Consider the following 26,294-nt stretch of genomic DNA (forward strand, 5'->3'; position numbering starts at 1 on the left):
TGCTACCCGCGTGCTCCTCGACGAAGCCGTGCTTCCTCAAGCATGAGCAGACGCGCCGAGCGACGACGTTGACGCATCCGGCGACGCGCTGCTCCAGCGCGTCACTACGCCGCCATCGACGTGCAGACGGCGTCGGCGCAGCAGTGCGGCTTCGCGAGCCACAGCCGCACCGCGTCGTGGAGCAGCTCCCGGTAGCCAGGAGAGGTGAGGTGATGCTGGCGATCCCAGCGGGAATCGAACCCGCGTTACCGGCGTGAGAGGCCGATGTCCTAACCGCTAGACGATGGGACCTTGTACTGTCGAGAAGGCCGATAGCAGAGCTGATCGACCTGGCTGGGGGACAAGGATTCGAACCTTGATAGCAAGAGCCAGAATCTTGCGTCCTGCCGTTAGACGATCCCCCAAGGGGTCAGCGCTGTGTTCATCAGCGCCACGGGCCGCGGAATCTACTCGGACCGGTGGGGTTGTCAAGCGATCAAAATCGGACCCGACCGAGAAAACGTCACCGGGCCGAAAATGCCCGGTGTTTCGCGCGGTTCGCTCCGCCCCCTCGGCCCCACGCGAGCCCGCCGCTTCTCTCGCAGCCGCCCGCCAGCCGTCCGCCTGCCGTCCGTCCGTAGCGTTATCGCTCACCCTCACCCCCTCGACCGCCGCTCTCCGGAGGGGGCCTCCACGGCATTGCGGCGGTTGCCCGGGCGCTGTCTCCAGGAACTCCTTTTCCGTTCCGTGCGGGCGACGGCCCCGGAAAAGTCGCGACTGTCTGCTGCGCGCCCTTGACGTGCCGGGCGACTGATTTACTTTCGGCCGCGGTTTAGCCACCGGCCTAGGAGAGTGCCAAGCGACTGTGATCCTGGGCACTTAGCTCTCGTCGTGTGGGCGGAAGGCCCCTGCGGGGGGGCGAACGGGACCTCCGGCGAGCCGATGGTCAGTCAACCAGCCGAGGACGAGGGAGCCACCATGAAAATCAGGCCGCTGCAGGATCGGATTGTCGTCAAGCGCGTCGAGAGCGAGACGAAGACCAAGGGGGGCATCATCATCCCCGACACCGCGAAGGAGAAGCCGATCGAGGGGCGCGTCGTTGCGGTGGGCAACGGCAAGGTCCTGAAGGACGGTAAGGTGCGCCCGCTCGAGGTGAAGGTCGGCGACAAGGTGCTGTTCGGCAAGTACAGCGGCACCGAGGTGAAGCTCGACGGCGAGGAGCACGTGCTCATCCGCGAGGACGACGTGCTCGCCGTGACCGAGTCCGCCTCCTGACCCGGATCGAGGGCAACCGAACCCAAGCGCTAGCAGACGCGGCCGTGTGGCCGCGAGGGGATTGAGAGATGGCTGCGAAGCAGATCGTTTATAGCCGCGGCGCCCGCGCCGCGATCCTGAAGGGCGTGAACACGCTCGCCGATGCGGTCAAGGTGACCCTCGGCCCCAAGGGGCGGAACGTCGTCATCGAGAAGAGCTGGGGCGCGCCGGTCGTCACGAAGGACGGCGTCACGGTCGCCAAGGAGGTCGAGCTCGCCGGCAAGCTCGAGAACATGGGCGCCCAGATGGTCCGCGAGGTCGCCTCGAAGACCAGCGACAAGGCCGGCGACGGCACGACGACGGCGACGGTGCTGGCCCAGGCGATCTTCGGCGAGGGCCTCAAGCTCGTCGAGGCCGGGCACAACCCGATGAACCTGAAGCGCGGCATCGACGCGGCCGTCGCGAAGGTCATCGAGTCCGTGCAGCAGGCCGCCAAGCCGACCAAGGACAAGGACCAGATCGCCCAGGTCGCCACCGTCAGCGCGAACGGCGACAAGGAGATCGGCCAGATCCTCGCCGACGCCATGGAGAAGGTCGGCAAGGAGGGCGTGATCACGGTCGAGGAGAACAAGCGCATGACGACGGAGCTCGAGACCGTCGACGGCATGCAGTTCGACCGCGGCTACCTCTCGCCCTACTTCGTGACCGATCCCGAGAAGATGACGGCGGTCCTCTCGAACCCGCTCATCCTCGTCCACGAGAAGAAGATCTCGGCCATGGCCGACCTCTTGCCGCTGCTCGAGCAGGTGGTGAAGCAGGGCCGCGAGCTGCTCATCCTTTCCGAGGACATCGAGGGCGAGGCGCTCGCCACGCTCGTCGTGAACAAGCTGCGCGGCACCATCAAGGTCGCCGCCGTGAAGGCGCCCGGCTTCGGCGATCGCCGCAAGGAGATGCTGAAGGACATCGCGATCCTCACGGGCGCGACCGCGTTCATGGAGGACCTCGGCCAGAAGCTCGAGAGCGCCACGGTGCGCGACCTCGGGTCGGCCAAGCGCGTCGAGATCGACAAGGACAACACGGTCATCGTCGACGGCCTCGGCGACAAGGCGGCGATCAAGGGCCGCATCGAGGCGATCCGCAAGCAGATCGCGGACACGGCGAGCGACTACGATCGCGAGAAGCTCCAGGAGCGGCTGGCGAAGCTCGCCGGCGGCGTCGCGGTGGTGAAGGTCGGCGCGGCGACCGAGACGGAGATGAAGGAGAAGAAGGCCCGCGTCGAGGACGCGCTGCACGCGACCCGCGCGGCCGTCGAGGAAGGCATCGTGGTCGGCGGCGGCGTGGCCCTCCTCCGGGCGGCCTCGGCCCTGGAGCAGCTCAAGTTCAACGACGAGCGCGACGTCGGCGTGCGGCTCGTGCGCCGCGCGGTCGAGGCGCCGCTCCGCCAGATCGCCCAGAACGCGGGCGTCGACGGGACGGTGGTCGTGGAGAAGGTCCGGTCGGGCGCGGCCACGTTCGGCTACAACGCCGCGACCGACGCGTACGAGGACCTGCTCGCCGGCGGCGTCATCGACCCGGCCAAGGTCGTGCGGCACGCGCTCTCCAACGCGGCCAGCGTCGCGAGCCTGATGCTCACGACCGAGGCCCTCGTCGCCGAGAAGCCCAAGAAGGAGAAGCCGGCGGCCGGCGGCGCCCCCGGCGGCATGGGCGGCATGGGGGGTATGGGCGGCATGGGCGGCATGGGCGGCATGGGCGGCATGGGCGACTTCGACATGGGTTGATCGCCTGTCCGGCCGCGCGCCGGTCGTCGCCGCTCTCCGGCAACGCCGGGCGGTCGACGTGGCGCGCGCCGCTCCCGACGAAGCGGGCCGAGGGGTCCTCCAAAGCATGCTGGCTTGGAGGGCCCCTCGCGTTTTGTGAGGCCGAGAGCCTTTGCCTGGGTTTTTGACCCGCGGTCACGCACGGCGCTAGACTCTCGGGCAATGTCGGAGTCGTCGTTCGCCCGCTATGGCCGCGAGTACGTGCCGGGCGACGTCCTGTTTCGCGAGGGCGACCCCGGCGACGTCATGTTCGTCATCCAGTCCGGCGCTGTGCGGATCACCAAATCGGTCGAGGGCGAGGACAAGGTGCTCGCCGTGCTCGGGCCCGGCGAGTTCGTCGGCGAGATGGCGATCCTGAACGGCAAGCCGCGCAACGCGACGGCCACCGTCAGCGAGCCGTCCCGCTGCCTCGTGGTCGACGCGCGAAAGCTCAAGGCCATGCTGCAGCGGGACACCGAGATCGCGTTCCGGCTCATCAAGAAGCTCGCGAAGCGGCTCGACGCGGCGGACGCGCTCGTCGAGATCCTCATGCACCGGGACCCGAAGGCGCGGGTGATGCTCGCGCTCGCCCGCCACGCCGAGGCGTTCGGGGAAGAGACGCCGGAAGGGATACGCCTCCGCGCCACCCCCGCGGACATCGCGCGCGAGGTCGACGTCGAGCAAGGAATGGTGGACGAGGTGATGGCGCGGCTCCGCCGGCTGAAGCTCCTCGCGGAAGGGCCCCCTGCGCGTGAGGCGATCATGGTGACCGACATGCGGAAGTTTCAGGATTTTATAGAATTCCTGGGGACGCCGCAGAAGTTCGGCGGAGCGAGCTGAGCCAGTGGAGCTGCGTGTCATCGGCTGCCACGGCGGGGAGACCCCCCGGCATCGCACGTGCGCGTTCGTCGTGGACGACGTCCTCGCGATCGACGCGGGCTCGCTGACCAGCGGGCTCGAGGTGAAGGAGCAGGCGAAGATCGAGGCGTGCCTCGTGAGCCACGCGCACCTCGACCACATCCGCGATCTGGCCACGATCGCGGACAACCGCTGCCAGCTCGGGTGCCCGCCGCTCGTGATCGCGGGCACGCGCGAGACGCTGCGCACGCTGAAGAAGCATTTCTTCAACAACGTGCTGTGGCCCGATTTCGCGGCGATCCCGACCGCCGCGCAGCCGACCATCGAGTACCTCGAGCTCAAGCCGGAGCGCCCCACGATGGTCGCCGGGCGGCTCGTGCGCGCGGTCCACGTGACGCACACGATCGACGCGTCGGCGTTCGTGATCGAGGGGAGCGGCGGCGCGATCGCGTACAGCGGCGACACCGGGCCGACCGAGCGGCTCTGGGAGGTGCTGAACCAGCAGCAAGACCTCCGCGCGCTGCTGATGGAGGTCAGCTTCCCCGATCGGGAGCAGCGGCTCGCGACCGTGAGCGGCCACCACACGCCGCAGACGCTCGCCGTCGAGCTCCAGAAGTTCCGCGCGCCGAAGGATCTGCCGACGATGCTCTACCACATCAAGCCCGTCTTCCAGGCCGAGGTGGAGCGAGAGTGCGCCGCGCTGAAGGGGCTGAACCTGGAGGTCCTTCAGCTCATGGATCACTTCGTCCTGTAGCGGCGCGCCAGCCGCCCGCTAGCGCCGGCGCGCCTGCCGCCCGCCAGCGCCGGCGCGCTGCCGTCGGCGAGCGCCGGCGCGCGCGCCAGGCGCTCTACCTGGCGCGGCTGCCGTCGGCGAGCGCCGGCGCGCCAGGCGCTACCTGGCGCGCCGGGCGCCGTGGGCCTGCGCCGCGTCGCCCGCGCTCGCCGTCCCGGGCTCTCCTGGAGCAGGGGGCGGGCGAGCGGCGAGGGGCTAGCGGCTCTCCTGGGTCGGCTCGTCGACGAAGGCGCGCTTGCCGTCGGGGACCTCCTCGACGCGGGCGAGGACGACCGTGATGTTGTCGGTGCCGCCGAAGTAGTTCGCCCGATCGATGAGCGCCTTGCACGCCGCGTCGAGCGAGCCGCTCGACATCACGAGCTCGAGGATCTGATCGTCGCTCACGAGGCCGGACAGGCCGTCGGAGCAGAGGAGGTAGACGTCACCGTGGCGTGTCTCGTCCGTCACGAGATCGACGAGGACGTCCTCGCGGATGCCGAGCGCGCGCGTGATGACGTTGGCGGGCAGCTGCCGGACCTCCTCCTCGGTCATCCACGGCGCCATGTGCGCCGCGTCGCTGACGAGCGAGTGATCGCGGGTGAGCTGCGTGATCTGGCTGTCGCGCAGGCGATAGCAGCGGCTGTCGCCCACGTGGCCCACGGTCACGTGCTCGGCGTCCTTGGAGAACATCGCCGCCACGATCGTCGTGCCCATCCCGAAGTCGGCGAGCGTCTTCAGCGAGCGATCGAAGATGCGCCGGTTCGCCAGCCGGAGGCCGGTGACGACGTAGTTCTCCTCCTCGGTGAGGTTCGGATCGGCGGGGAACGGCCAGGTGGCGTCCCTCCCCACCGTCACGGACAGGAAGTCCGAGAGGGTGCTCACAGCAAGCTGGCTCGCGACGTCGCCCGAGCGGTGTCCGCCCATTCCATCCGCCACGGCCACGACACGGTACTCCTCGCTGACGAGGAGGTTGTCCTCATTGTGGTCCCGGAGGAGCCCGGTATCCGTCATCCCGGCAAACCGGGTCCGCAACATGGGCAGAGAGTAGACGCGGAGCCGGGGGGCAGCGCAAGTTCAAGGCGAGGGCAAAGCTGAAATCCTGGGCCGGATCTCCCACCGCGGCGGCTCCACGCGGGGCAGAAGCGGCCGGCGGCGGGGGCGGCGGACCCTCCCGGAGGCGCCCGCCCGCCGGACGCACTTTGCTCTTGAAAGATGAGAGGGGACGTGGGGTTCCCCGCCGCGCGGCGCCGCTCGCCGCGAAAGCGCGCCCGCGCCGCGCGCTTTCGCCCAGGCGCGCGAGCTCAGAGCCAGCTCTCGCCGATCGCGAGCCCGAGCGCGGCCGCGATCGTCTCGGCGGCGCGCACGCCGGACGCATGCGCCTCCTCGAAGAGCGCCATCCCGGGCTGATCGACGTGCGCCCAGGCGACGCGCTCGTCGAGCGCGCAGACCGGCTCGAACGGCCGCGGGCCGAGGAAGCCCGGGCGCGGGCGCGGCATCGCGTGGCCCCAGATCATGACGTCCATCCGGCTCACGTCGTCGCGCAGGTGCGGGTGCGCCGGCGCGAGATCGCGCAGCACGCCCTCGGCGAGCGACGTCCACGGCGCGCCGAGCAGCGCCGCGCGCGCGCCGGCGACGTCGGGCCCGCCGTACGCGCGGTAGTAGGTCAGCACGGTGCGCTGCATCGGCGCCTCTAGGCGCGAGCGCTGCGTCGCGCCCGCGGCGAGATCGGTGAGCTGGTGGCGCGCGTCCACATAGCCGAGCCCCTCCGCGCCGTAGAGGACGGAATCCCACGCGTGGTTGGGATCGAGGGGCCGCTCGACGTGCAGGTTCGCGACAAGCCACGCCGACGCGGCGCGCGCCGGCAGCTCGCCCGCCGCGCCCCCCGCGAAGATGCGGCGCACGACGAACGCCGGCGCCGCGAGGATCGCGGCGCGCGCCTCGACGCGGCGGGGCTCGCCGCGCTGCACGTCGACGTAGTCGACCTCCACGCGGCCGCCCGGCCGCGGGCGCACCGACGTGACGAGCGCGCCCAGCGACACGCGCGGCGCCGCGCGCTCGAGCAGCGCCTTCACGAGGCGCCCGTTGCCCTCGGGCCAGATCAGGTAGTGGCTGCCCGCGAGCTCCGGGGTGCGCACCTTGCGCCCCGCGAAGTAGTGCAGCCCCGCCCAGGCCGAGATCTCCTCGGGCTCGCCGCCGAAGTCGTCGAGCATCGCATAGCGCACGTACCAGCGCAAAAACGGCGTGCGGTACCCCTCGCGATCGAGCCAGGCCGCCATGCTCATCCGGTCGAGCGCGAGCAGCTCCGGATCGCGCGACGAGCGATCGAGCGGGATCTGGAACGCCGCGCGCCCGTCGCTGCCGCGGAGCTCGGTGAGCTCCTCCTCGAGCGCGTGGAACCGCTCGAGCTCCTCGAGCGCGTCGGCCGGCAGCGCGTCGACCGGCGCGAGGCCGGCGTGCCAGGCGCCCTCGTAGAACAGCCGCTCGCCCGGCGCGTGGCAGAGCCGCCGCGGATCGAACGTGGGGCGGCCGGCCGCGTCCCACCCGGTGACGACGCCCATCTGCTCGAGCAGCCGCAGCGTCGCGCGCGCCTCGACGTTCGGCGCGGCCAGGTAGTGCGCGCCCCACGGGTAGGGCACGACGCCGTCCTCGCCCCACGCGCTCGTGCCGCCGGGCCGCGGCTCGAGCTCGAGGACCCGCAGATCGAGCCCGGCGCCGGCGAGCCGCCACGCGGCCGACAGGCCGCTCACCCCGCCGCCGACGATGACGACGTCCGCGCGCTCGGCCGGGCCGGACGGCGAGGCGCGCGGCGCGCCGCCGCGGAGCAGGTGGCCCGCGCCGTGGGCCGCGCCCACGATCTCGCCGGCGAGCGGCGCCCGGCCCGGTGCGGCCGTGTGCACGAGCCAGCCGGCGGCCACGGAGCTGAGGAAGCCGCGGCGGTTCACCGGATCACCGCGTCCACTCCGCCCACTCGCGCGTGTACACGGAGACGAGCTTCTGGTCGTTCAGCCGGTTGACCGGCGCCTCGACGCGGCCGAGATCGCGCGGGAACCGGAAGAGCTCCGGCAGGCCGCTCGAGTCGAGGTAGCGGAGCTTCGACGCGTCGATCCGCAGGGCGCCGGGCGCGGCGAGCCCCTCGCCGCCCGCCAGGATGAACCCCCACTCGCCGAAGCTCGGCACGTAGACGTGCAGCGGCGCGGCCTTGAAGCCGGCCGCCTCGAGCGTCGTCACGACGCACCAGAACGACTCGCGCGCGTAGTGCGGCGACGTCGCCTGGATCACGGCGAGCCCGCGCACCGAGATCCGCTGCCGGAGCAGGTGGTAGAAGGCGTCGGTGTAGAGCTTGCCGACGGCGTAGTTGCCCGGATCGGGGAAGTCGACGACCGCGAGATCGAACGACTCGGTCGACTCCTCGAGGTACTTGAACGCGTCCTCGTTGCGGACGGCGACGCGCGGATCGCGGAGCGCGCCCCCGTTCAGCTCGGCGGCGAGCGGCAGGTCGCGGAAGGCGCCGGTGACGGCGGCGTCGAGGTCGACGAGCAGGATCTGCTCGATCGACGGGTAGCGGAGCAGCTCGCGCGCGGCGAGGCCGTCGCCGCCGCCGAGGATCAGCGCGCGCCGCGGATCGCGGCCCAGGGCGGCGACGGCCGGGTGCACGAGCACCTCGTGGTACCGGTGCTCGTCGTCGGACGAGAACTGGAGGTTGCCGTTCAGGAAGAGGCGCGTCGTGCGCGGGCTCCGCGTGATGACGAGGCGCTGGTAGGGCGACTGCGCCGCGTAGACGATGGGCGCGCCGAAGTAGAGCGCCTCCGCGCGCTCGACGAACCGCGAGACGAGCGCGAAGGCGACGCCGAGCCCCGCCATCACGACCACGCAGAGCGCCCGCAGCCGGACGACGACCGAGCGCTCCAGCGGGAAGAGGAACGTGCTCGTGAGCGCGACCGCCGCGTTGAGCAGGCCGAAGAACAGGCTCGTCTGGTGGATCCCGAGGCGCGGCAGGAGGAGCGACGGGAAGAGCAGGCTCGCGGCGAGGGCGCCGATGTAATCGAGCGTGAGCACGCGCGCGACGAGCCGCTTGAGATCCAGGGAGAAGTTGAGCAGCCGGATGAGCAGCGGGATCTCGAGGCCGACGAGCACGCCGATGAGCAGCACGAGCGCGTAGAGCAGCGCGCGGAACGCCCCGAGCGCGGTGTACACGCGGAAGAGCATCGGCGCGGAGAGCCCGCCGACGAGCGCGAGGCCGAGCTCGATCTCGACGAAGCGCTCGAGGAGGCGGCCCTCGATGTACTGCGAGAGGTACGAGCCGATCCCCATCGCGAACAGGTAGAGGCCGATGACGAAGCTGAACTGCGTCACCGAGTCGCCGAGGACATAGCTCGCGAGCGTGCCGGTGATGAGCTCGTAGATGAGCCCCGACGTGGCGATGACGAACACGCTCGCGAGGAGCGCGGGGTGCACGAGGCGGGGCAGGGGCTGCGCCGCAGAGGGGGGCAGCGGCTGCGCCGCAGTGGAGCGCGCCGCGGCGTCCCCGCGCGGGGCGCCCAGCGCGCTCGTCGAGCTCTCCTCGGTGGCCGGCATCGGCGCGGTCCTACCACCGCTCGTGCGGGATCACAGCCGGCTCGCGCGCGGATTGAATCGACGCGCGCGCGGCGCGGAGGCGGCCTTGAAACGCTTCCTCTTCCCTGGCCGGCGCTTCTAGTATGGTGCTCGCGTGAGCACGCCCTTCGACCGAGCAGCCGCGTGCCCCTCGTGCGGCGCGCCGATCACGTTTCGCTTCGCGGGCGCGATGGCGCAGGTGTGCAAGCACTGCAAGTTCGTGGTCGCCCGCACCGACCGGGATCTCCGGGCCGTCGGGCGCGTCGCGGACCTCGTCGAGATCCCGACGCCCCTCCAGGTCGGGGTCACGGGGCGCTGGGGCAACGAGCCGTTCGTGGTCGACGGCCGCGTGCAGCTCGATCGCGCCGGCGCGCCGGGCGCGCCCTGGCAGGAGATCTTCATCGCCTTCCCGGCCAGCGGCCGCTGGACGTGGGTCGCCTATGCCCAGGGGCGCTGGTACGCGACCACCGAGGCGCCGCTCCCGCTGAACGGGCTGCCCCCGTGGGCCTCTCTCCAGCCCGGCGGCCGCGTCCACCTCGAGGGGCACGGCGTGTTCACCGTCGTCGAGGTCGGGCGCCGGCGCGTGATCTCGGCCGAGGGGGAGATGCCGTACGTCGCCGCGCCGGGGGTGGTGACCGGCTTCGTCGACATCGCCGGGCCGCGGGGCGAGTTCGGGACCCTCGACTACGGCGACGGGCGGACCCTCCCGCCGAAGCTCTACCTCGGCCGGCAGATCGACCCGGCCGTGATGCAGCTCGACGCCGGCGCGCCCGTGGAGCGGCCCGCCGCGCAGGTGACGGCCCTCGCCTGCCCGAACTGCGGCGGCAACCTCCCGCTCGCCGCCCCGGGGACCGCGGAGCGCATCGTCTGCCGCTACTGCGGCACGGCGAGCGACCTGACGAACGGCGCCCTCGTCGCCCTCGGCCAGGTGCCCCGGCCGCCCATGGAGCCGTACGTCCCGCTCGGCGCCGAGGGCCAGCTCCGCGGCATGCGCGTGCTCTGCATCGGCTTCGTCGTCCGCGGCTGCACGGTGGAAGGCGAGCGTTACCGCTGGCGGGAGTACCTGCTCTACGGCGGACCGAGCGTCGGCTACCTGTGGCTGATGGAAGAGGACGGCGCCTGGCAGCTCGTGACGCCGCTGTCGCCCGGCGAGGTCCAGCCGATGGGATCGACCGCGAGCTACCAGGGGAGGACGTACGCGCTCAAACAGAGCGTCCACGCCGAGGTGGAATACGTCATCGGCGAATTCTACTGGAAGGTGGAGATCGGCGAGGGGGTGCAAGCCACCGAGTACCAGGGCGAAGGCGGCAAGATCAGCATCGAGCAGGCCCCGACCGAGGTCAGCGTGTCGTTCTGCTCACCGTTGCCTGGCCCGGAGCTCGCCGCCGCCTTCCACCTGCCGCCCCCGCCGAAACCCGGGCTCGGCGGCGGGACGGGCCTGAGCGCCGGCTCGGTGATCGTCCTCGTCGTCGTCCTGATCATCGTCCTCCTCATCCTCATCGCGCTCAGCGACTGTGGTGGGGGCGGCGGCGGCGTCATCTTCGTTCCGACCGGGGGGGGCAGCCCGAGCTTCGGGGGCGGGAAGTGATCCAGCTTTACTGCCAGATTCGGCTGAATCTGAATTAAGGGCCGTCGCGGGGTCGGGAATGGCAGGGTCCCGGGTGGTGCCGAATCGGGCGCGCACGAGGCTGGACATCTCTATGTCCACCACCGCGGAGAGAGCGGCCTCACGTCGTAGGAAACGGTCGAATCCGGGCAGGTGATGGTCAGTTTCGGGTATCGGTCGCCTCCGGCCGCTCCCCGCGATCGAATGATTTCAATGGTTTACACGCTGGCCTGCGGCGGCCCATGACGTGCAATGTGCCGTCCGAAGCCGGCGCGGACCGGTGACGGAGGCCCATGCAAACCGTGAATTCGGTCGACCCGCACGCACAGCTGCGTGCGCTCTACATCTCCCTGCTCCGGAACCAGGAGCACTTCGACGAGTTCAAGCAGCTGCTCTCCCTCTACGTCGTCACGCCCGAGGCCGACGAGGAGCCGGTGGACGCCGCAAGGGTCCGCGCGCAGCTCAACAGCCGCATCCGCTCCTGGATCGGCGGCTTCTTCGACGGGCTGAGCGCCGCCCAGGTGCTCCAGTGGCGCGCGATCGTGGTCGAGGAGCGCATCAACGTGTGCCTGTCGCCCTGGAAGGAGTCGAACATTTATTGATGCTGCGGCGCAGGCGACAGGCGGGGTTGCACCGCCATCGGCGTACGTCCCACCGGCGCGGCTCCGCCCCGGTCCCATCTCCCGGCGCCCGGCGCTCGCGCCGCGCCTCGGCCGCGAGCGCCGGGCCGCGCGCGCGGCGCCCGGCCACGGAGGTGCCCGCCCATGGATGAAGCGCTCTGGGTGGACGAGCTCTACACGGCGTTCTGGCGGACCCTCCCGGGGATGCTCCACGCCGAGGCGCAGGGGCTGGCCTACACGCTCGGCCTGGCCCCGTCGCGCGACGTGCCCTGGAGCGCCGTGTTCCGCAACGAGATCACCCTGGCCGCGCCCGCGCTGCTCGCCGAGGCCATGCCCGGGGTCCGCGGGGCCACCGTGCAGGACGCCCTCCTCGCGCACCTCCTCGCCGTCATCGAGGCGTTCGGCACCGACCGCATCCAGGACGCGCAGGTCCGGCCGACCTGGCAGCTCGAGGCCATCCTGGCCCACGCGCGGCGGGCGCGCGACGAGGCGCTGCGCCGCGTCGCGCCCGGCGTCGAAGACCCGGCCATCGACTTCGCCCGCGCCGACGAGGCGACGCTGCTCGCCATCGAGACCGAGCGCAGCCTCCTCGCGAGCGGCGAGCCCACCGGCTTCAGCCGCTACTACGCGCTCTCCCTCGGCAAGCAGAGCGTCGGCTTCCCGGCGTCGATCGCCCTGGCGCACGCCGCGGGCTGGACCGCCGCGCAGCGCGAGGTGCTCGCGCGGCTGCTCTCGTCGGTGTGGCTCGGCCTGCAGCTCCACGACGACGTCATGGACTGGCAGGACGACTACCAGCGAGGCGGCGCCTGGGCCGTCGTCCTGGCCTCGGAGCTCCGATCGCGGGCGGAGGGGGAGCCCGACGCGACGTCCACGGGCGCGCGCGATCAGGACCGCGCGTCCGGGTCGTACCACCGCGGCGCGATCGCGTACGGGCCGCTCGGCACGCCGCCCTGGGGCATCGCCGCGACGCCGCGGGCGAAGAGCGAGCCGCCGGCCTCCAGCGCGGCCTCGTCGCTCGTCCCCGTGCGCCGCGTGGTCCTGGAGTCGGGCGTGCTCGCGGCGATGCTCGACGGCGAGCGCCGGTGCTTCCGCGCCGCGCGCCGGCGCGCCGCCGCCCTCGGCGCCCGCCGCGTCGCCGCCTGGGCGGCGGCGAGGGAGGCGCACGCGCAGGAGCTCGCGCGCTGCGAGGCCGAGAGCCCGGGCTTCGCCAACCGCGCCCACGCGCTCAACGCCTGGGCCAAGGCCGTGCTGGCATGAGCCGGGGCCGCGGCGCGGCCTCGCGGGGGGGAGCGGGCGCTCCGGAGGAGGGGCCCGCGCGCGCCCGCCCGGCGCGCGGCCGCCCGAGCGCGCCGCCCCCCGCGTCGACCGCCTCGCCCAAGGCGCGCCCGCCGCGCCCGCCGTGGGACTTCGGCTACGCCCCGGTGCCCACCGCCGCGGGCGACGACGACGGCGGTCCCCTCGACCTCGTCGTGGCCCTGCGCTGCGCCGCGGCCTCCGGCGACGTGGCCGCGGCGCTCTCGGCGCGCTGGTCCGCGGTCGAGATCGAGCGGGTCATCGAGCGGCCGCCCATCTTCTGGCTCCGCGTCCGGTCGCCCGAGCGCGGTCGGCGCGCCGAGGTCGCCGCCGCGCTCTCGGCCGCGGCGCTCCCGGTGCGCTACGTCGCGTCGGCCCGGCGCCCGAGCGCCGCCGTGGCGCCGCGCTTCGACGCGGCCGCGGGCGCCGCGGCGCGCCCCGACGGGTGGACCGCCCGCGGCGCGTCGTTCGAGGAGGATCCCGTCACGCCCGGCCGCTGGTTCCTCCGCGACGAGGAGGGCGGGATCGGGGTCGACCGCCGCCGCTGCGGGAGCGGCGCGGGGATGCGCCTCGGGGTCATCGACGACGACGCCTGGGCGGCCGACGAGCTCGGCCTCGACCGCGAGGTGCTCGTCATGCTCGAGCACCCGCCGCGCAGCCAGGCGCACGGCTCGTTCATGGTCGCCTGGGCCGTCGGATCCCGCCGCCCCGGCGGCTTCCGCGGCGTCGCGCCGGACGCGTCGCCGCGGCTCTACCTGATCCCGAAGCCGGGCTCGTGCGTCCTGGCCCTCCCGGTCGCGATCGTCCAGGCCGTCAGCGACGGCGCCGACGTCGTGGTCTGCGCCGCGTACGTCGAGGGCTCGACGACGCCCATGCTGGACGACGCGCTCGAGTTCGCCGCCCGCCTCGGGCGCCGCGGCCGGGGCTGCCCGGTCGTGTTCCCCACCGGTCGCGAGGCCTCGAGCCCTCCCGCGTCGCTGCACGCGAGCTTCTCGCTCGGGTTCGGCGAGCCCGCGAGCGACCCGCGGGTGTTCTGCGTCGGCCCGGGCGCCCGCGGCGAGGGGTGGTTCCTCTGGCGGGATCGCCGGGGGCGCAGCCGCCCCTTCGCCAACCGCGGCCCGGCGGTGCGATGGCTCGCGCCCGGCGACGATCTCACCTGCCCGCTGCCGCCGGCGTCCGGCACGGCGCCCGCCTCCGGCGCGGCGCCCGAATCCGGCGCGGCGCCCGCCTCCAGCGCCTCCGGTGCGGCGCCCGAATCCGGCGCGTCGCCCGCCTCCGGCGCCTCCGGCGCGGCGCCCGAATCCGGCGCCGCGCCGCTGTCCGAGCGGCTCTGCCACGCCGAGTCGAGCGGGGCCTCGGCCCTCGCCGCGGGCGTCCTGCTCCTCGTCCTGTCGCGCAACCCCGCGCTGCGCCTGCCCGAGCTCGACGCCCTGGTCCTGCGCACGCTCGCGCCGGTGCCCCCCGCGGCGCCCGCGTCGGCCGAGCCGATCGCCGACCCGTGGGACCTCTTCCCCGACGGGCGCGATCGCGACGGCCACAACGCCAAGCACGGCTACGGCCGCATCGACGCGGGCCGCGCCTGCCTCGCCGCCGGCGACCCCGTCGCGCTCGCGCTGGTGCTCATCGGCGAGGACCGCGCCGCGCGCGCCTGGCACGACGCCCGCGCCGCGGGCCCGCTCGCCCGCGGCCTGTACTCGCGCCGCCTCGCGCGCTGGGCCGTCCGGGCGCTGCTCGCCGACCCGAGCCTCTGCCACGGCGTCTGCGCGCTCGCGCGCCACGCCCGCCTCACCGCGGGCGACGACGCCCGCCGGCGCGCCCACGGCGCGGGCGTCGTGCTGCGGCAGCTCTCGGTCCTCGTCCGCGGCCTCGCCGCGAGCCGCCAGGCGCCGCCGCGCGTGCGCGACGAGGTCGCGGCCCTGCTCGACGACCTCGAGCGCTCGGCGACCGACGCCGCCGCGGTCCAGGCCGTCGAGTCGCGCTTCGGCGAGCTGGCCGACGCCGTGTTCGCGGACGCCGCGGAGCGCCGCGCACGCCAGGGCGCGGCCTGAGCGCGCTCCCGCACCCGCGGCGCGGCGTGATCCCCCTCTCATCGACGCGTGAAAACGTAATGAAAATCGCGTAACGGCGCCGCCGGGCCCGCCGGGGGCGCGGGCGATCGCCGCGCGGTGTGCCGTCCGACGCGTGAGCCCCGTTGGTTCACCCGGGGTTCCAGCGTATCGTGGGTGGCTCGTGGCGCAATTTACGCGCCGTCGAGTCTCCCGATGCCAGCTATCGAGAATCGGCGTTGGCTCCTTGCGGCGGTCGTCTTCGCGGCGCTCGTACTGGGCGGCTCCGGGATCAGGAGCGCCGTGAGCTGGTACGAGCGCCCGTTCCCGGGCGTCCTCGTCGACCCGGACGGCGTGGTCTCGAGCCTGGGCCTGCCTTCCTGGGAGGGCTTCCAGAAGGGCCTCCGGTTCCCCGATCGCGTCGTCGAGGTCAACGGCTGGCACCTCGAGAGCACGGAGGGGCGCTACCGCGCCAGCACCTGGGACGCCGCGATCGAGCAGGCGGCGCGCGAGGGGCAGCGCTCCGTGCGCGCCCGCGTCGAGACGGGGGAGGGGGTGCGCGACGTCGAGCTCTCCCTCGTCCCCTTCGATCCGCTCGCGTGGTGGTTCTACGCCGGCGGGCTGATGGTCGTCGCCTCGCTCTACGTGGGCGCCGCGCTCATCGCCCTCAGCGCGAGCCCGCGCGGCAAGCTCGCGGGCGCGTTCGCGACGGCCGCGCTGTTCACCGCGCTCTTCCAGTTCTCGATCTTCGACTACCACAGCTCGCGCGACCTCGTCCCGTTCTTCCACGTCGCCTACGCGCTCGTCCCGATGAGCTTCTTCACCCTGGCGCTGCGGCTGCCGGACGACGTCGCGCTCATCGCGCGCTACCCCGCCTGCGCGCGGATCGCGCATGGGCTCGGCGGCCTGCTCGCCGCCGGCATGCTCGCCTCGCACGCCATGGGCTGGACCACCGTCGGGCTCCGGGGCGTCTGCGCGACGCTGGTCGTCGCCTCGTTCCTCTTCTTCGCGACCACGCTGATCCTCCGCTTCGCCGCGGCGGAGGGGGACCGCCGCCGCACGCTGCGCGCGCTGCTCCTCGCCATGGCGCCGCCGCACGTCGTGATCGCGGTCGGGTTCCTCTTGGCCATGCTCGGGGTCGCGGGGTCGGCGCTCGCGTGGTTCGCGATCCCGGCGCTCGCCCTCACGCCCGTCTCCAGCGTGGTCGCGTTCATCCGCTACGACCTCTGGGGCAGCCGCGCGCTCCTGTCGCGCCCGCTCACGCGGATCATCATCGCCGGCATGATGGTCGCGCTCACGGTGATCGTCTGCTCCGCCTGCGCGGGGTACGCCGGCCTCCCGCTGCTCGGCGCGATCAAGGTCGCCGCGCCCGCCGCGATCGTCAGCGCCGCGCTGGTCGTGTTCGCGCTCGGCGCCGGCGACCGGAAGCTCTTCCCGGCGCGCGCCGAGTACAAGCCCACCGTCGAGCAGCTCAGCGAGGAGCTGACCCTCGTCGCCGATCCCGACGAGGTCGCCGACGCGGTCGAGCGTACGGTGGCGCGCTGGCTGTCCTGCGAGCGCGTCACCTTCCGCCGCATCGCGGTCGACGCCGCCGACGCCCCCGGCGAGCAGGAGCCGCGCGGCGCCGAGGCGAGCGGCGAGCGGCTCATCGGGATCGATCCGCCGCCGGCGAGCGCGAGCGAGCTCTCGCTCACGGTCATGTTCCGCGGCCGGCTGCTCGGCGTCCTCGAGGTGGGCAAGAAGCGCGGCGGCGCCCTGTTCACGAGCGAGGACCTCGATCTGCTCCGCACCATCGGCAACCAGGCCGCGCTCGCCCTCGCGCACGCGCACAGCTACGCCGAGCTGGAGCGGCGGCGGCGCGAGCAGGCCGCCGCCTGGCGGGACGAGCGCGCGGCGCTCATCGAGACGCTCGCGGCCGAGATCACCCACGAGGTGCGCTACCCGATCAACTTCTTCCGCTCGGTGTTCAAGCGCGGCTCGAGCAACCAGAGCCTGGACGCCGAGGAGGTCGAGATCGGCTGCGAGGAGGTCGAGCGCCTCGAGCGGCTCGTGATGGGCCTGCGCCGGGTGACGCACAGGAAGCTCGAGCGCCGCCGCCTCGCGGTTGAGGAGCTCGTGAGCCGGGCGGAGATGCTCCTGCGCGATCAGCTCGGCAAGCGGCGGATCGAGGCGCGCGTGAGCGCGGCGCCGCGGCTCAGCTGCGACCCGGATCAGGCCACGCAGGTGCTCGTCAACCTCCTCTCGAACGGCCTCGACGCCGCCGGCGACAAGGGGACCGTCGGGGTCACCTGGGAGCCCTCGGAGGGCGGCGCCGAGCTCGTCGTGTGGGACACGGGGCCGGGCTTCGCCGGAGACGCTTCGCGGCTCTTCGCGCCCTGGTACACGACGAAGCCGCGCGGGACCGGCCTCGGGCTCGCCATCACGCACCGCATCGTCCGCGCCCACGGGTGGTCCATCAACCCGGAGCGGCGCGACGGCAGGACGCGGTTCGTGATCGCGATCCCTGCCGCCGACGTCACCATGACCGCAGAGGACGAGGTCGCGTGAAGATCCTGGTCGTCGATGATCAGCGGAGCGGCCGCCGCACGCTCCGGCAGATCCTGGCCGCGCTCGACGAGGTCGAGGTGTTGGAGGCGGTCGGCCTCGACGACGCGATGGCGGCGGTGGAGCGGAGCGCGCCGGACCTCCTGCTCCTCGACGTGCGCCTCTCGGACGATCCGCGCGACCGCGGCGGCCTGGAGATCCTGCGGCGGGTGCGCGCCTCGGGGCGGAGCACGCCGGCGGTGATGGTCACCTCGGTCAGCGAGCTGTCCGAGATCCGGGAGGCCATGCGGCTCGGCGCGCAGGACTACGTGCTGAAGGACGAGCTCTGCCCGGAGATGCTCCTGCCGATCATCGAGGGGCAGCGCGAGCGGCTGCTCCTCAAGGGCGAGGTGGTGCGGCTGCGCGAGCGGGTCGACCGCACCTTCGGGACGAAGGCGCTGCTCGGCTCGTCCGCGGCGATGGAGCGCGTGCGGCGGATCGTCGAGCGGGTCGCCGAGTCGAGCAAGACCGTGCTCATCCGCGGCGAGACCGGCAGCGGCAAGGAGATGGTGGCCCGCGCGCTGCACGAGATGAGCTCGCGCCGCGGCGAGCCGTTCGTGGCCGTCAACTGCTCGGCGCTGCCGGGGACGCTCATCGAGTCGCTCATCTTCGGGCACGAGCGCGGCGCCTTCACCGGCGCCGAGAAGCGCATCCGCGGCCAGCTCGAGCTCGCGGGCGCGGGCACGATCCTGCTCGACGAGATCGCCGAGATGCCCGGCGAGCTCCAGGCGAAGCTCCTCCGCGTGCTCGAGGATCGCCGCTTCCGCCCGCTCGGCGCCGAGTCGGAGATCCCGCTGCGCGCCCGCGTCCTCGCGGCGACCCACGTCGACCTGGAGAAGCGCATCAGCGAGGGGCGCTTCCGCGAGGATCTCTTCTACCGGCTCAACGTCGTCACGGTGCACGTCCCGTCGCTCGCCGAGCGCGACGCGGATCTCATCGAGCTCCTGCTCGCCTTCAGCGCGGAGCTCCCGCGCAAGCTCCGCTACACCGACGACGCGATCGCGTGGCTCGTCCGGCGGCCCTGGCCCGGCAACGTGCGGGAGCTCCGGAACGTCGTCGAGCGGCTGGGGCTGCTCGCGGACGACGATCTCATCGACGTCCCGACGCTCGAGGAGCTCGCGCGCGAGCGGCCGATCGTGGACGCCACGGCGGAGATCGACCGGCTGGCGCGCGCGCTGCTCGCGCTGCCCGAGCGGCTCGGGTCGAAGCTCCGCGTGATCGAGCGCGCGGTGCTGCACCACGCGATCGAGAGCTGCGGCGGCAACAAGGCGGCCGCGGCGCGGCTCATCGGCGTCGATCGGAAGATGCTCGAGCGGCGCTGGGACCGGCACACCGGCGAGGAGCCGCCGAGCAGCCGGCGGGTCACGCCCGTGAACGCGCCGCGGTACCTCGGCGAGGAGCCGCCGAGCAGCCGGCGCCTCTCGCCCGCGAACGCGCCGCGGTACCTGGGCGAGGAGCCGCCGAGCAGCCGGCGGCTCTCGCTGCCGTCGTCGGATGCGGGCGACGGCTGAGCCGCGCCCGGGCGGCGCTGGCGACGGCTGAGCCGCGCCGGGCGGCGCGCTACTTCCTGCCGATGCCGGTGTAGACGAACCCCATGCCGCGGAGCTCGTCGGGCTCCCAGACGTTGCGCCCGTCGAAGAGCGTCGGGGAGCTCAGGATGCGCTTCAGCCGGTGGAAGTCGGGGCGCCGGTACTCGTGCCACTCGGTGACGACGACCAGCGCGTCCGCGCCCTCGGCCGCGCCGTACATGCCGTCGCTCAGGAGGATGCGGTTGCCGTAGATGGCGCGCACGTTCGGCATCGCCTGCGGATCGTGCGCCTGGACCGTCGCGCCCGCCTCGAGCAGCTGGTCGATCAGCGTGAGCGCGGGCGCCTCGCGGATGTCGTCGGTCTGCGGCTTGAACGCGAGCCCCCAGACCGCGATCGTCTTGCCCTTGAGCGCGCCGTCGAAGTGGGCGCTCACCTTGCTCCCGAGCAGCCGCTTCTGCCGCGCGTTGATCCGCTCGGTCGCCCGGACGATCTCCAGGTCGTGCCCCACCGCGCTCGCGGTGTAGAGGATGGCCGAGAGATCCTTGGGGAAGCACGACCCGCCGAACCCCGGGCCCGCGAAGAGGAACTTCGTGCCGATGCGCGGGTCGGCCCCGACGCCCTTGCGCACGAGCTCGATGTCCGCGCCGAGCTTCTCCGCGAGCACCGCCAGGTCGTTCATGAACGAGATGCGCGACGCGAGCAGGGAGTTGGCGGCGTACTTGGTGAGCTCGGCCGAGCGGGCGTCCATGAGCTGGATGCGGTCGCTCGCCCGCACGAACGGGTTGTAGAGGTGGCGCAGGATCTCGCGCGCCTTCGGGTCGTCCGAGCCGATGATCACGCGGTCGGGCTTCATGAAGTCGTTCACCGCGTCGCCCTCCTTGAGGAACTCCGGGTTCGACGCGACGGCGAACGCCTGGGTGGTGAGCCCGCCGATGATCTGCTTGAGCCGATCCGCGGTCCCGACCGGGACCGTGCTCTTCGTGGCGATCACCTTGAAATTGTTCAGGTTCTTGCCGATCGTCTCGCCGACGGCCTCGACGGCGGAGAGGTCGGCGGAGCCGTCGTCGGCCTGCGGCGTCCCGACGGCGATGAAGACGATCTCCGCGTCGCGGATGGCGCCGGCGACGTCGGTGGAGAACCGGAGCCTGCCGTCCCGCGTGTTCTTGGCGATGAGCACGTCGAGGCCGGGCTCGTAGATCGGCATCTCTCCGCGCTTCAGCATCTCGATCTTGGCGGCGGACACGTCGACGCACGCGACGTCGTTCCCGAAGTCCGCGAAGCCTGCGCCGGCCACGAGGCCGACATACCCTGTTCCCACGACCGCAAGCTGCATGCGCGGGACGCTACCACGACTCTGCGGCTGTTCGAGCCAGGAGGAGCCCGAAGTGTGATCCCGGATCGATCGGTCCCGCTCCTCAGGCCCGCGCCCGCGGCGGGGCCGGGCGCGGGCCTCGCCAGCCGCGCTCCTCGAGCGCGTCCCTCCGGGGGCGGAGCCTACGCTCGGGCGCGCGCGCGACCGCGCGCTCGACGCTCGAGGGGCGCGTGGCTCAGGGGTGCACGAACACCACCGTTCCGGTCAGCGAGCGCGCCGCGCCGTGCCATCCCGGCGGGACGGCCGGCTCGGTCCAGAAGAAGAGGCGGCGGGCGTCCTCCGGAGACAGGTTGATGCAGCCGTGGCTCTTGGGCCGGCCGAACTTGTCGTGCCAGTAGGCGCCGTGCAGCGCGTACCCCTCCTCGAAGTACTGCACGTAGGGGACGTCGCGCAGCTCGAACTCCTCGCCGACAGCGTCCGAGTCCATCGTGATGGAGATGTACTTCGTGTGGATGCGGAAGATCCCGCGCTTCGTCGCGGTGCTCGACGCGTGGTCCTCGAGCCCCGCCTCGCCGCTCGAGATCAGGGTCGCGTAGACCGGCTTCGTGCCCTCGTAGGCGACGAGCACCTGCTTCGTGATGTTGACGTCGAGCCACTTCTCGCCGTTCTTGCCCCAGGCGGGCATCTTCTTGGCGGGGTCGATGCGGCCGGCGTGGCGATCGTCGATCCAGTCGCCGTCCTTGGTCTCGTAGTGCAGCTTGCCGCCGAAGAACTGCTGCTTGCCGGTGAGGGGCACCGCGGCGCGCCACTCGAGCTCTCCGGCGTCGACGAGCTTCTTGCCCTCCACGCGCCACCGCTTGCCGCCGGCGCGCCGCACGAGCGCGAACGGGAAGTCGACGTCCTTGCCGATCTCGACGCCGTGGAAGTCGGACCCGCGGATGGGGCGGAACCGATCGGCGGGGACGACGCGCAGGTCGGTGGTGACGTTGTAGCGCCGGCCCTCGTGGAGGAACGACTCGATGAAGGCCATGCCGTTGCGCCGCGAGATCTCGTCGATCTTCACGGCGTCGTCGGACTTGATGAGGCCGGAGAGGTTGGGGGCCTTCCGGCCGTCGCGCAAGAACCACGGGATCTCGCGATCGGTGATGCGCTGCGCGAGGGCGTCGAGCGCGGGCGGGGCCGGCTCGTTGCTCCATTTGAGCCACACGTCGAGGCCGTAGGTGGCGCCGCTCTCCTCGTCCTTGGCCCAGCGATCGAGGTGCTTCTTGAGGCTCGGCTCGTAGCGCGCGAGGTCGTCCTGCGTCGGGACGCGCGCGTACGCGGGGCCGCCGCGGGTGACGGTGCCGTACATGTACGGGAGCTTGTGGGTGACGTCGGGGCGGCGGGCCGCGGCGCGGACGATCTCGTGGTTCAGGTCGAGCGTCGCGTCGGGGCCGAGGCAGACGTAGCCGAACGGCTTGATCTTGCGGAAGCCGCCGGGGCAGCCGTCGGTGCCGGCGGGCTCGGGATCCATCTCGACGACCGCGCCGGCGCGGAGGAAGCCGACGCGCTTGGCGCCGGTGCTGGGCCGGGCGTAGACGCGGGTGAGCATCGCGACGCTCGCGAGCCGCGGGCTGCCCTCGGCGGGCGGCGGGGGCGGGGTGGCGACGCCGCTCAGCGAGACGATGGGCGGGCCTTGGGGCTGGCCGGGCGGGGGCTCGTCCTCGGCCGGGGCAGGGGAGGCGGCGGAGGCAGCGGAGGCGGCGGAGGCGGGGCCCTCTGCGGCGGCCTCCTTGGCGGCGCCGCCGTTGGCCTCGGCCGGCGAGTCGGGGGTGCTCCCGGACCGGGACTGGCCGCAGCCCGAGAGGAGCGCGGCGAGGGCGAAGAAGGCGAGCGCAGGGCGGCGCGCCGCGCGCGGTGCTGCGGGGCGCGTTCGGGGCGGCGTGTCCATGGCGGGGCGACGGTAATGCACGAGAGGGGGAGGAGGGCCAGTTTTCGGCGGGGTCTGCGCCGCGGATGGTCCGCTCCCGCTTCGCGCCCAGGAGTCATGGAGGGTGGCGTTCACCACGGGTCGTGGCGCTGAGACGAGCGACACGTGCGTGGGATGGCGACCGTTGCCGAGCGAGGTGCCGCGCGAAGACTCAGCGCCGTTCGGTGGAACACAGCGGCGTTTCCGTGCGCCACGCCGCGACGGAAGCGAGTTCGGCCCAACTTCCCGCGAAGCAAGAGGCCAGGCGATCCCGTTGCTCGCCGAAGCCAGAGGGCGAGCGGGTCAGGCGGGCGAGGTAGCCGGGATGGGCGGGGTCGTCTAGGCTTCCGGGGCCCGTGGAGGGCTCCGGTGCAGGACCATGATCGAGACCGTCAGCTTCAAGAATTTCAAGGCGCTGCGGGACATTTGCCTCCCGCTCGAGCGGTTCACGGTGCTGGTAGGGCCGAACGCCTCCGGGAAAACTAGCGTGCTTCAGGGGCTGGCGTATCTCCATTCGGAAGACCCTTGGTCACTCCTGGAAGGTGAGCGACATCCGTCGGTGCTCCGCTCTCATGGCGCCGGCGAGCCGATCGAGATTCGATGCACAGGCACTTGGAGCGGCAGGGCGGGCTCGATCCGCCTCTTGGCAGAGGACTACGGCGATGGCCACTGGGGAAGGCACGTGACCGTCGAATGCGGCGACGACGTGATCACGTACCCGGGGGCTAGCTCTCAGCTGTCAGATGAAGCTCGGGAAGTGATAGATGCTGTCCGCGCTCCAGCGGACTTGCTCAGGCTCGATGCGACCAAGCTCGCCCAGCCATCCTACAGCGCCTCTCTGGTCCCTCGAATAGAGCCGGACGGCGATGGCCTGGCCGCCGTGCTCGCCGAGATGCTCATCTCGCGCGCGGACGACTTCCGACGTGTGGAGGACGCGCTGCGCGCGGTCATCCCCGCTGTGGAGAGGGTTCGCCTGGAGCGTTCAGCGGTGAAGCGTCCCGAGATCCAGCGGGTTACCATCAACGGCCAGACGATGACGAGCACCGTCGAGCGGGAATACGTTGGCCATCGTGCCGTGCTGGACATGCGGGGTGCGGCCAATCTACCATCCCACGCCGCGAGCGAGGGGACGCTCATCGTGCTCGGGATCTTGACGGCGATCATAAGCCGTAAGGGCGCACATTTGCTCCTCATCGACGATCTTGAACGCGCGATCCACCCGAGGGCCATCGCCGATCTGGTCGCGCAGATCCGCAAGCTCCTCGACGTGTTTCCTGAACTGCAGATCGTCGCGACGAGCCATTCCCCCTACCTCATCGATCATCTCGAGCCTGAGGAGGTTCGACTGATGAGCGCCGACGAGACCGGCGCCGTGAGGTGGGCCCGCCTGAACGAACATCCGCAGTTTGAACGCTGGAAGGAATTCATGAGCCCCGGGGAGATCTGGAGCATGGTGGGCGAGGACTGGGTTCGCGAGCGAGGCGCGCAGCCGCATGTCTGAGCAGGCGGGTTACTCGATAGCGGTCGTATGCGAAGCGGACGCAGACCGGCGCACGGCATGCGCGCTCTGCGATCGAGTGCTCTGCGAAGCCGTTGAGTGGATTGACTCGGGGACGATAGATTTTATTCGCGGCTATCACGGCATCCGCCGTCAGGATTCTTGCTTGAAGTGGACGAGCATGAAGGCAATGGCGAGGTCGAGGCATGTCGTCGCGCACGGGTTTTCCCGCGGAGAACCGCGCGAGCCCGATGCTGCGATGGCCGAGCAGGCGCTGAAGCTGCTCGCCACGCTCGATCCTCCTCCGGACGCCGTCATCCTCATGCGCGACGCGGACAAGCTGAGCCGGCGCCGCGAGGGCTTCGAGCAGGCGCGGCACGCACAGCCGTGGCGCTTCCCCGTCGTCGTCGGCGTCGCCCACACCAAACGAGAGTGCTGGATCCTCGCTGGCTACGAGCCTCGCGACGATGCCGAGAGAGCTCTCCTCGAGCGCGAACGCAAGGAGCTCGGTTTTGATCCCCGCTCGTGCGCCGAGCAGCTCACGGCCAGCGAGGATGGCGCGAAGCGCGACGCCAAGCGGGTGCTCCGTGCGCTCACAGGAGGAGACCAGCAGCGGGAGGAGGCATGTATGAAAGAGCCTCCGCTGGCCGTCCTGAAGCAGCGAGGCGCCGCGACTGGACTGATGAACTACCTCGATGAGATCGAAGCGCGCCTCGTGCCTCTCTTCGGTCAGGTCGCGAAGCGCTGACCATCAACCTTCCCCCCGGCGGCGCCGTCCTCGCTCGCGGCCACCCAGGCCGCGCGCAGGGCGTCGTGCCGGAACCGGAGAGCGCTCCGCCGCGCCGAGCACGGCGTCGGCGGCCAGGAGGCCCGTGCTCACCCGGAGCAGCTGCCGCTTCCGTGGTGGAGGACGACCGTGAAGGGATACCGCTCTTCTCCTCGGGTGTCGGGGTCGTAAGGGCCCGTGGGCAGGACGGTCACGACGAGCGTTCGCTGCCCGTCCGCCGCGAGCTCCAGGGGGGCGGGGCCGGACGAGAGGTCGAGGAGCTCGCCGTCGGAATCGGGCGTGAGCCCGGGCACGGCCTGGACGACGAAGCGGCGCCCCACGTCGTCGGGCGCTTCGAGGGATACGCAGATCGACCGCGCGGCGTCCGCGCCCGCCGACAGCTCGATGTAGCTGGTGCCGAGCATCATCGGCGCGCCCTCGCGGACGCTGATCCTGCCCGGCGCGGCCTCGACCTGGGCCGCCAGCGTCAGCCTGGCCGCCTCGAGGTTCTCGAGGCCCCCCGCGACGTGACGGAAGTGCCGGTCGTCGACGTGATCGCCGGTATACCAGCGCCAGCGCGCGAGCTCGGGGACGACCTCGACATAGCTGGTGTCCGCCACCTCGCGCAGCATGTCGTCGAGCGCATCGACGAAGTCGGGCTCGTTGCGATCCAGCGCGCCTTCGGCGCCCCTAGGGTTGCGCGCGTCGAGCCACATGCGGGAGACGAACGTCGGATCGCCGTCGAAGAACCGATCCTTGAGGTACAGGAGGACCATGGACGAGCCGTACATGGTCCACGTCTCGTAACCGTCGTCGCGGTCGATCGCCCGGTCCGGGTGCCGCTGAAAATCGTCCAGGCCCTCGTCCGCATAGCGATCCATGTAGATCTGGTCGAGGAAGCTGGCCGACATCTCGAAGAGGACGGGGCTCTCGTTCCAGTCGTCGGCGGCCTGGGACGCGTGCGCCATCTCGTGCACGACGGTCTCCTCCAGATCGGGGCCGCCGTAAGGCCCCCACGGGTCGACGATCATGAAAGCGTGCCAGTCGTTCCAGGAGGTCGACGGCTCGTCGCCGAGGACGTCGACCAGGCAGCTGCGGTGGCCTCTCCACACGAGCACGTCGAACGCGTCGTCGGGCCCGCACTCTCCTGCATCCGTGAGCGGCGGGCGCATGCCGATCCGATTCGCGTGGTAGTCCCACCCCTTCTCGACGAACGCGAGGACCTGGCGGGCGGTGTCGCGCTCCTCTTCCCGGTAGTAATGGACGAGCACGGGGAGCGTCGCGGAGCGGATCGAGAAGGGAAACAGCTCCTCGAAGTCGGCTCGCCCACAGGCGCTCTCCCCTTCGGGCAAGGGATGCGTGTACTCGGGAAACGTGGCTCGGGTCGTATCGCCGGCCTCCGCGCCGCAGCCGGCGGCGGCGAGGACGAGGGGAGAGCAGGCCAGCCACGCCAGGGGCTTGATCATCGTCGACCCTCTAACTGAGCCATCGGCGAGCCCGCAAGGCGGCCAGGACCATCCGAACCGGGACGGAGCGAGCTTCGGAGGTCCTCCGGCAGGGTCTCGACCTAGCCGCACCCCCTCGGGATGGCCGCGGGCACGTCGCGACGTGCCGGCGCGGGCTTTGGAGGCCCTCCGGCAAGGTCGTGAATCGAGCCGACCCCCCTCGGAAGGGGTCGCGGGCAGGTCGCGACATGGCGGAGCGGGCTTCGGAGGCCCTCCGGTTCGGTTTCAGATCGACCCGACCCCCCTCGGAAGGGGTCGCGGTAGGTCGCGACATGGCGGACCGGGCTTCGGAGGCCCTCCGGTTCGGTTTCGGATCGACCCGACCCCCCTCGGGAGG

18 protein-coding genes and 2 tRNA genes are annotated in these 26,294 nt (G+C 72.2%); 12 read left to right on the top strand and 8 right to left on the bottom strand.

What is annotated here, in order from left to right; all coding sequences use genetic code 11:
• Positions 1-216: 216 nt before the first annotated feature.
• Together NQZ70_RS17680 and NQZ70_RS17685 are read right to left on the bottom strand one after the other, a co-directional pair.
• Positions 217-291, bottom strand: a tRNA-Glu gene (locus NQZ70_RS17680).
• A gap of 39 nt (positions 292-330) precedes the next feature.
• Positions 331-404 (bottom strand) — tRNA-Gln (locus tag NQZ70_RS17685).
• 553 nt (positions 405-957) lie between these two features.
• On the opposite strand from NQZ70_RS17685, the gene groES reads away from it, so the two are divergent.
• The 4 genes from groES to NQZ70_RS17705 all read left to right on the top strand — a co-directional run bounded on the left by groES (position 958) and on the right by NQZ70_RS17705 (position 4,641).
• On the top strand, positions 958-1,254 hold the full coding sequence (gene groES, locus NQZ70_RS17690) for a co-chaperone GroES (protein WP_129575258.1): 297 nt from the start codon (positions 958-960) through the stop codon (positions 1,252-1,254).
• Positions 1,255-1,322: 68 nt separating this feature from the next.
• Complete coding sequence (gene groL / locus NQZ70_RS17695; protein ID WP_129575259.1) at positions 1,323-3,011, top strand: chaperonin GroEL; 1,689 nt, start codon at positions 1,323-1,325, stop codon at positions 3,009-3,011.
• Between the two features lie 201 nt (positions 3,012-3,212).
• On the top strand, positions 3,213-3,869 hold the full coding sequence (locus tag NQZ70_RS17700) for a Crp/Fnr family transcriptional regulator (protein ID WP_129575260.1): 657 nt from the start codon (positions 3,213-3,215) through the stop codon (positions 3,867-3,869).
• Between the two features lie 4 nt (positions 3,870-3,873).
• Positions 3,874-4,641, top strand: a complete 768-nt coding sequence (locus NQZ70_RS17705) for an MBL fold metallo-hydrolase (RefSeq protein ID WP_129575261.1) — start codon at positions 3,874-3,876, stop codon at positions 4,639-4,641.
• 234 nt (positions 4,642-4,875) lie between these two features.
• On the opposite strand, the gene NQZ70_RS17710 is transcribed toward NQZ70_RS17705, so the two are convergent.
• From NQZ70_RS17710 to NQZ70_RS17720, 3 genes are all read right to left on the bottom strand, one after another.
• On the bottom strand, positions 4,876-5,694 hold the full coding sequence (locus tag NQZ70_RS17710) for a PP2C family serine/threonine-protein phosphatase (protein WP_020735368.1): 819 nt from the start codon (positions 5,692-5,694) through the stop codon (positions 4,876-4,878).
• 266 nt (positions 5,695-5,960) lie between these two features.
• Positions 5,961-7,601, bottom strand: coding sequence for an FAD-dependent oxidoreductase (locus NQZ70_RS17715; protein WP_129575262.1), 1,641 nt, complete (start codon positions 7,599-7,601; stop codon positions 5,961-5,963).
• A gap of 4 nt (positions 7,602-7,605) precedes the next feature.
• On the bottom strand, positions 7,606-9,234 hold the full coding sequence (locus tag NQZ70_RS17720) for a polyamine aminopropyltransferase (RefSeq protein ID WP_129575263.1): 1,629 nt from the start codon (positions 9,232-9,234) through the stop codon (positions 7,606-7,608).
• A gap of 133 nt (positions 9,235-9,367) precedes the next feature.
• On the opposite strand from NQZ70_RS17720, the gene NQZ70_RS17725 reads away from it, so the two are divergent.
• From NQZ70_RS17725 to NQZ70_RS17750, 6 genes are all read left to right on the top strand, one after another.
• On the top strand, positions 9,368-10,840 hold the full coding sequence (locus tag NQZ70_RS17725; RefSeq protein ID WP_129575264.1) for a DUF4178 domain-containing protein: 1,473 nt from the start codon (positions 9,368-9,370) through the stop codon (positions 10,838-10,840).
• A gap of 311 nt (positions 10,841-11,151) precedes the next feature.
• A complete protein-coding gene (locus NQZ70_RS17730; RefSeq protein ID WP_129575265.1) occupies positions 11,152-11,460 on the top strand; it encodes a hypothetical protein in 309 nt (102 codons plus the stop codon).
• A 162-nt stretch (positions 11,461-11,622) separates the two neighbouring features.
• Positions 11,623-12,735 carry a hypothetical protein gene (locus NQZ70_RS17735; protein WP_129575266.1) on the top strand — a complete coding sequence of 371 codons (1,113 nt, stop codon included), beginning with the start codon at positions 11,623-11,625 and terminating at the stop codon, positions 12,733-12,735.
• A complete protein-coding gene (locus NQZ70_RS17740) occupies positions 12,732-14,819 on the top strand; it encodes a S8/S53 family peptidase (RefSeq protein WP_272828621.1) in 2,088 nt (695 codons plus the stop codon). Before NQZ70_RS17735 ends, NQZ70_RS17740 begins: the two co-directional genes overlap by 4 nt.
• Before the next feature lie 300 nt (positions 14,820-15,119).
• Positions 15,120-17,363 (top strand): ATP-binding protein, encoded by a 2,244-nt coding sequence (locus tag NQZ70_RS17745; protein WP_237245387.1) that lies wholly within the window; start codon positions 15,120-15,122, stop codon positions 17,361-17,363.
• A complete protein-coding gene (locus tag NQZ70_RS17750; RefSeq protein WP_129575269.1) occupies positions 17,360-18,910 on the top strand; it encodes a sigma-54 dependent transcriptional regulator in 1,551 nt (516 codons plus the stop codon). The genes NQZ70_RS17745 and NQZ70_RS17750 overlap by 4 nt, the downstream gene beginning before the upstream one ends.
• A 49-nt stretch (positions 18,911-18,959) precedes the next feature.
• Here the strand turns inward: NQZ70_RS17750 and NQZ70_RS17755 are convergent, their stop codons facing one another.
• Positions 18,960-20,261, bottom strand: coding sequence for a UDP-glucose/GDP-mannose dehydrogenase family protein (locus tag NQZ70_RS17755; RefSeq protein WP_129575270.1), 1,302 nt, complete (start codon positions 20,259-20,261; stop codon positions 18,960-18,962).
• Between the two features lie 214 nt (positions 20,262-20,475).
• A complete protein-coding gene (locus tag NQZ70_RS17760) occupies positions 20,476-22,170 on the bottom strand; it encodes a L,D-transpeptidase (RefSeq protein WP_129575271.1) in 1,695 nt (564 codons plus the stop codon).
• Positions 22,171-22,567: 397 nt separating this feature from the next.
• Here NQZ70_RS17760 and NQZ70_RS17765 point away from each other — a divergent pair, with 397 nt between their 5' ends.
• Positions 22,568-23,689 carry an AAA family ATPase gene (locus NQZ70_RS17765; RefSeq protein WP_129575272.1) on the top strand — a complete coding sequence of 374 codons (1,122 nt, stop codon included), beginning with the start codon at positions 22,568-22,570 and terminating at the stop codon, positions 23,687-23,689.
• Positions 23,682-24,434: a hypothetical protein gene (locus NQZ70_RS17770; RefSeq protein WP_129575273.1), complete on the top strand. Its 753-nt coding sequence runs from the start codon at positions 23,682-23,684 to the stop codon at positions 24,432-24,434. Before NQZ70_RS17765 ends, NQZ70_RS17770 begins: the two co-directional genes overlap by 8 nt.
• A 128-nt stretch (positions 24,435-24,562) precedes the next feature.
• On the opposite strand, the gene NQZ70_RS17775 is transcribed toward NQZ70_RS17770, so the two are convergent.
• Positions 24,563-25,918 (bottom strand): hypothetical protein, encoded by a 1,356-nt coding sequence (locus NQZ70_RS17775; RefSeq protein WP_129575274.1) that lies wholly within the window; start codon positions 25,916-25,918, stop codon positions 24,563-24,565.
• Between the last annotated feature and the right edge of the window lie 376 nt (positions 25,919-26,294).

The organism is Sorangium sp. So ce836 (assembly GCF_028553905.1).
Classification (GTDB): Bacteria; Myxococcota_A; Polyangia; order Polyangiales; family Polyangiaceae; genus Sorangium; species Sorangium cellulosum_D.

Bases quoted from the DNA above. Each gene is read 5' to 3' on its own strand.
- NQZ70_RS17735 (WP_129575266.1), top strand. From the start codon at position 11,623: ATGGATGAAGCGCTCTGGGTGGACGAGCTCTACACGGCGTTCTGGCGG.
- groES (WP_129575258.1), top strand. From the start codon at position 958: ATGAAAATCAGGCCGCTGCAGGATCGGATTGTCGTCAAGCGCGTCGAG.
- NQZ70_RS17720 (WP_129575263.1), bottom strand. From the start codon at position 9,234: ATGCCGGCCACCGAGGAGAGCTCGACGAGCGCGCTGGGCGCCCCGCGC.
- NQZ70_RS17740 (WP_272828621.1), top strand. From the start codon at position 12,732: ATGAGCCGGGGCCGCGGCGCGGCCTCGCGGGGGGGAGCGGGCGCTCCG.
- NQZ70_RS17765 (WP_129575272.1), top strand. From the start codon at position 22,568: ATGATCGAGACCGTCAGCTTCAAGAATTTCAAGGCGCTGCGGGACATT.
- NQZ70_RS17700 (WP_129575260.1), top strand. From the start codon at position 3,213: ATGTCGGAGTCGTCGTTCGCCCGCTATGGCCGCGAGTACGTGCCGGGC.
- NQZ70_RS17760 (WP_129575271.1), bottom strand. From the start codon at position 22,170: ATGGACACGCCGCCCCGAACGCGCCCCGCAGCACCGCGCGCGGCGCGC.
- NQZ70_RS17755 (WP_129575270.1), bottom strand. From the start codon at position 20,261: ATGCAGCTTGCGGTCGTGGGAACAGGGTATGTCGGCCTCGTGGCCGGC.
- groL (WP_129575259.1), top strand. From the start codon at position 1,323: ATGGCTGCGAAGCAGATCGTTTATAGCCGCGGCGCCCGCGCCGCGATC.
- NQZ70_RS17775 (WP_129575274.1), bottom strand. From the start codon at position 25,918: ATGATCAAGCCCCTGGCGTGGCTGGCCTGCTCTCCCCTCGTCCTCGCC.
- NQZ70_RS17710 (WP_020735368.1), bottom strand. From the start codon at position 5,694: ATGTTGCGGACCCGGTTTGCCGGGATGACGGATACCGGGCTCCTCCGG.
- NQZ70_RS17770 (WP_129575273.1), top strand. From the start codon at position 23,682: ATGTCTGAGCAGGCGGGTTACTCGATAGCGGTCGTATGCGAAGCGGAC.
- NQZ70_RS17730 (WP_129575265.1), top strand. From the start codon at position 11,152: ATGCAAACCGTGAATTCGGTCGACCCGCACGCACAGCTGCGTGCGCTC.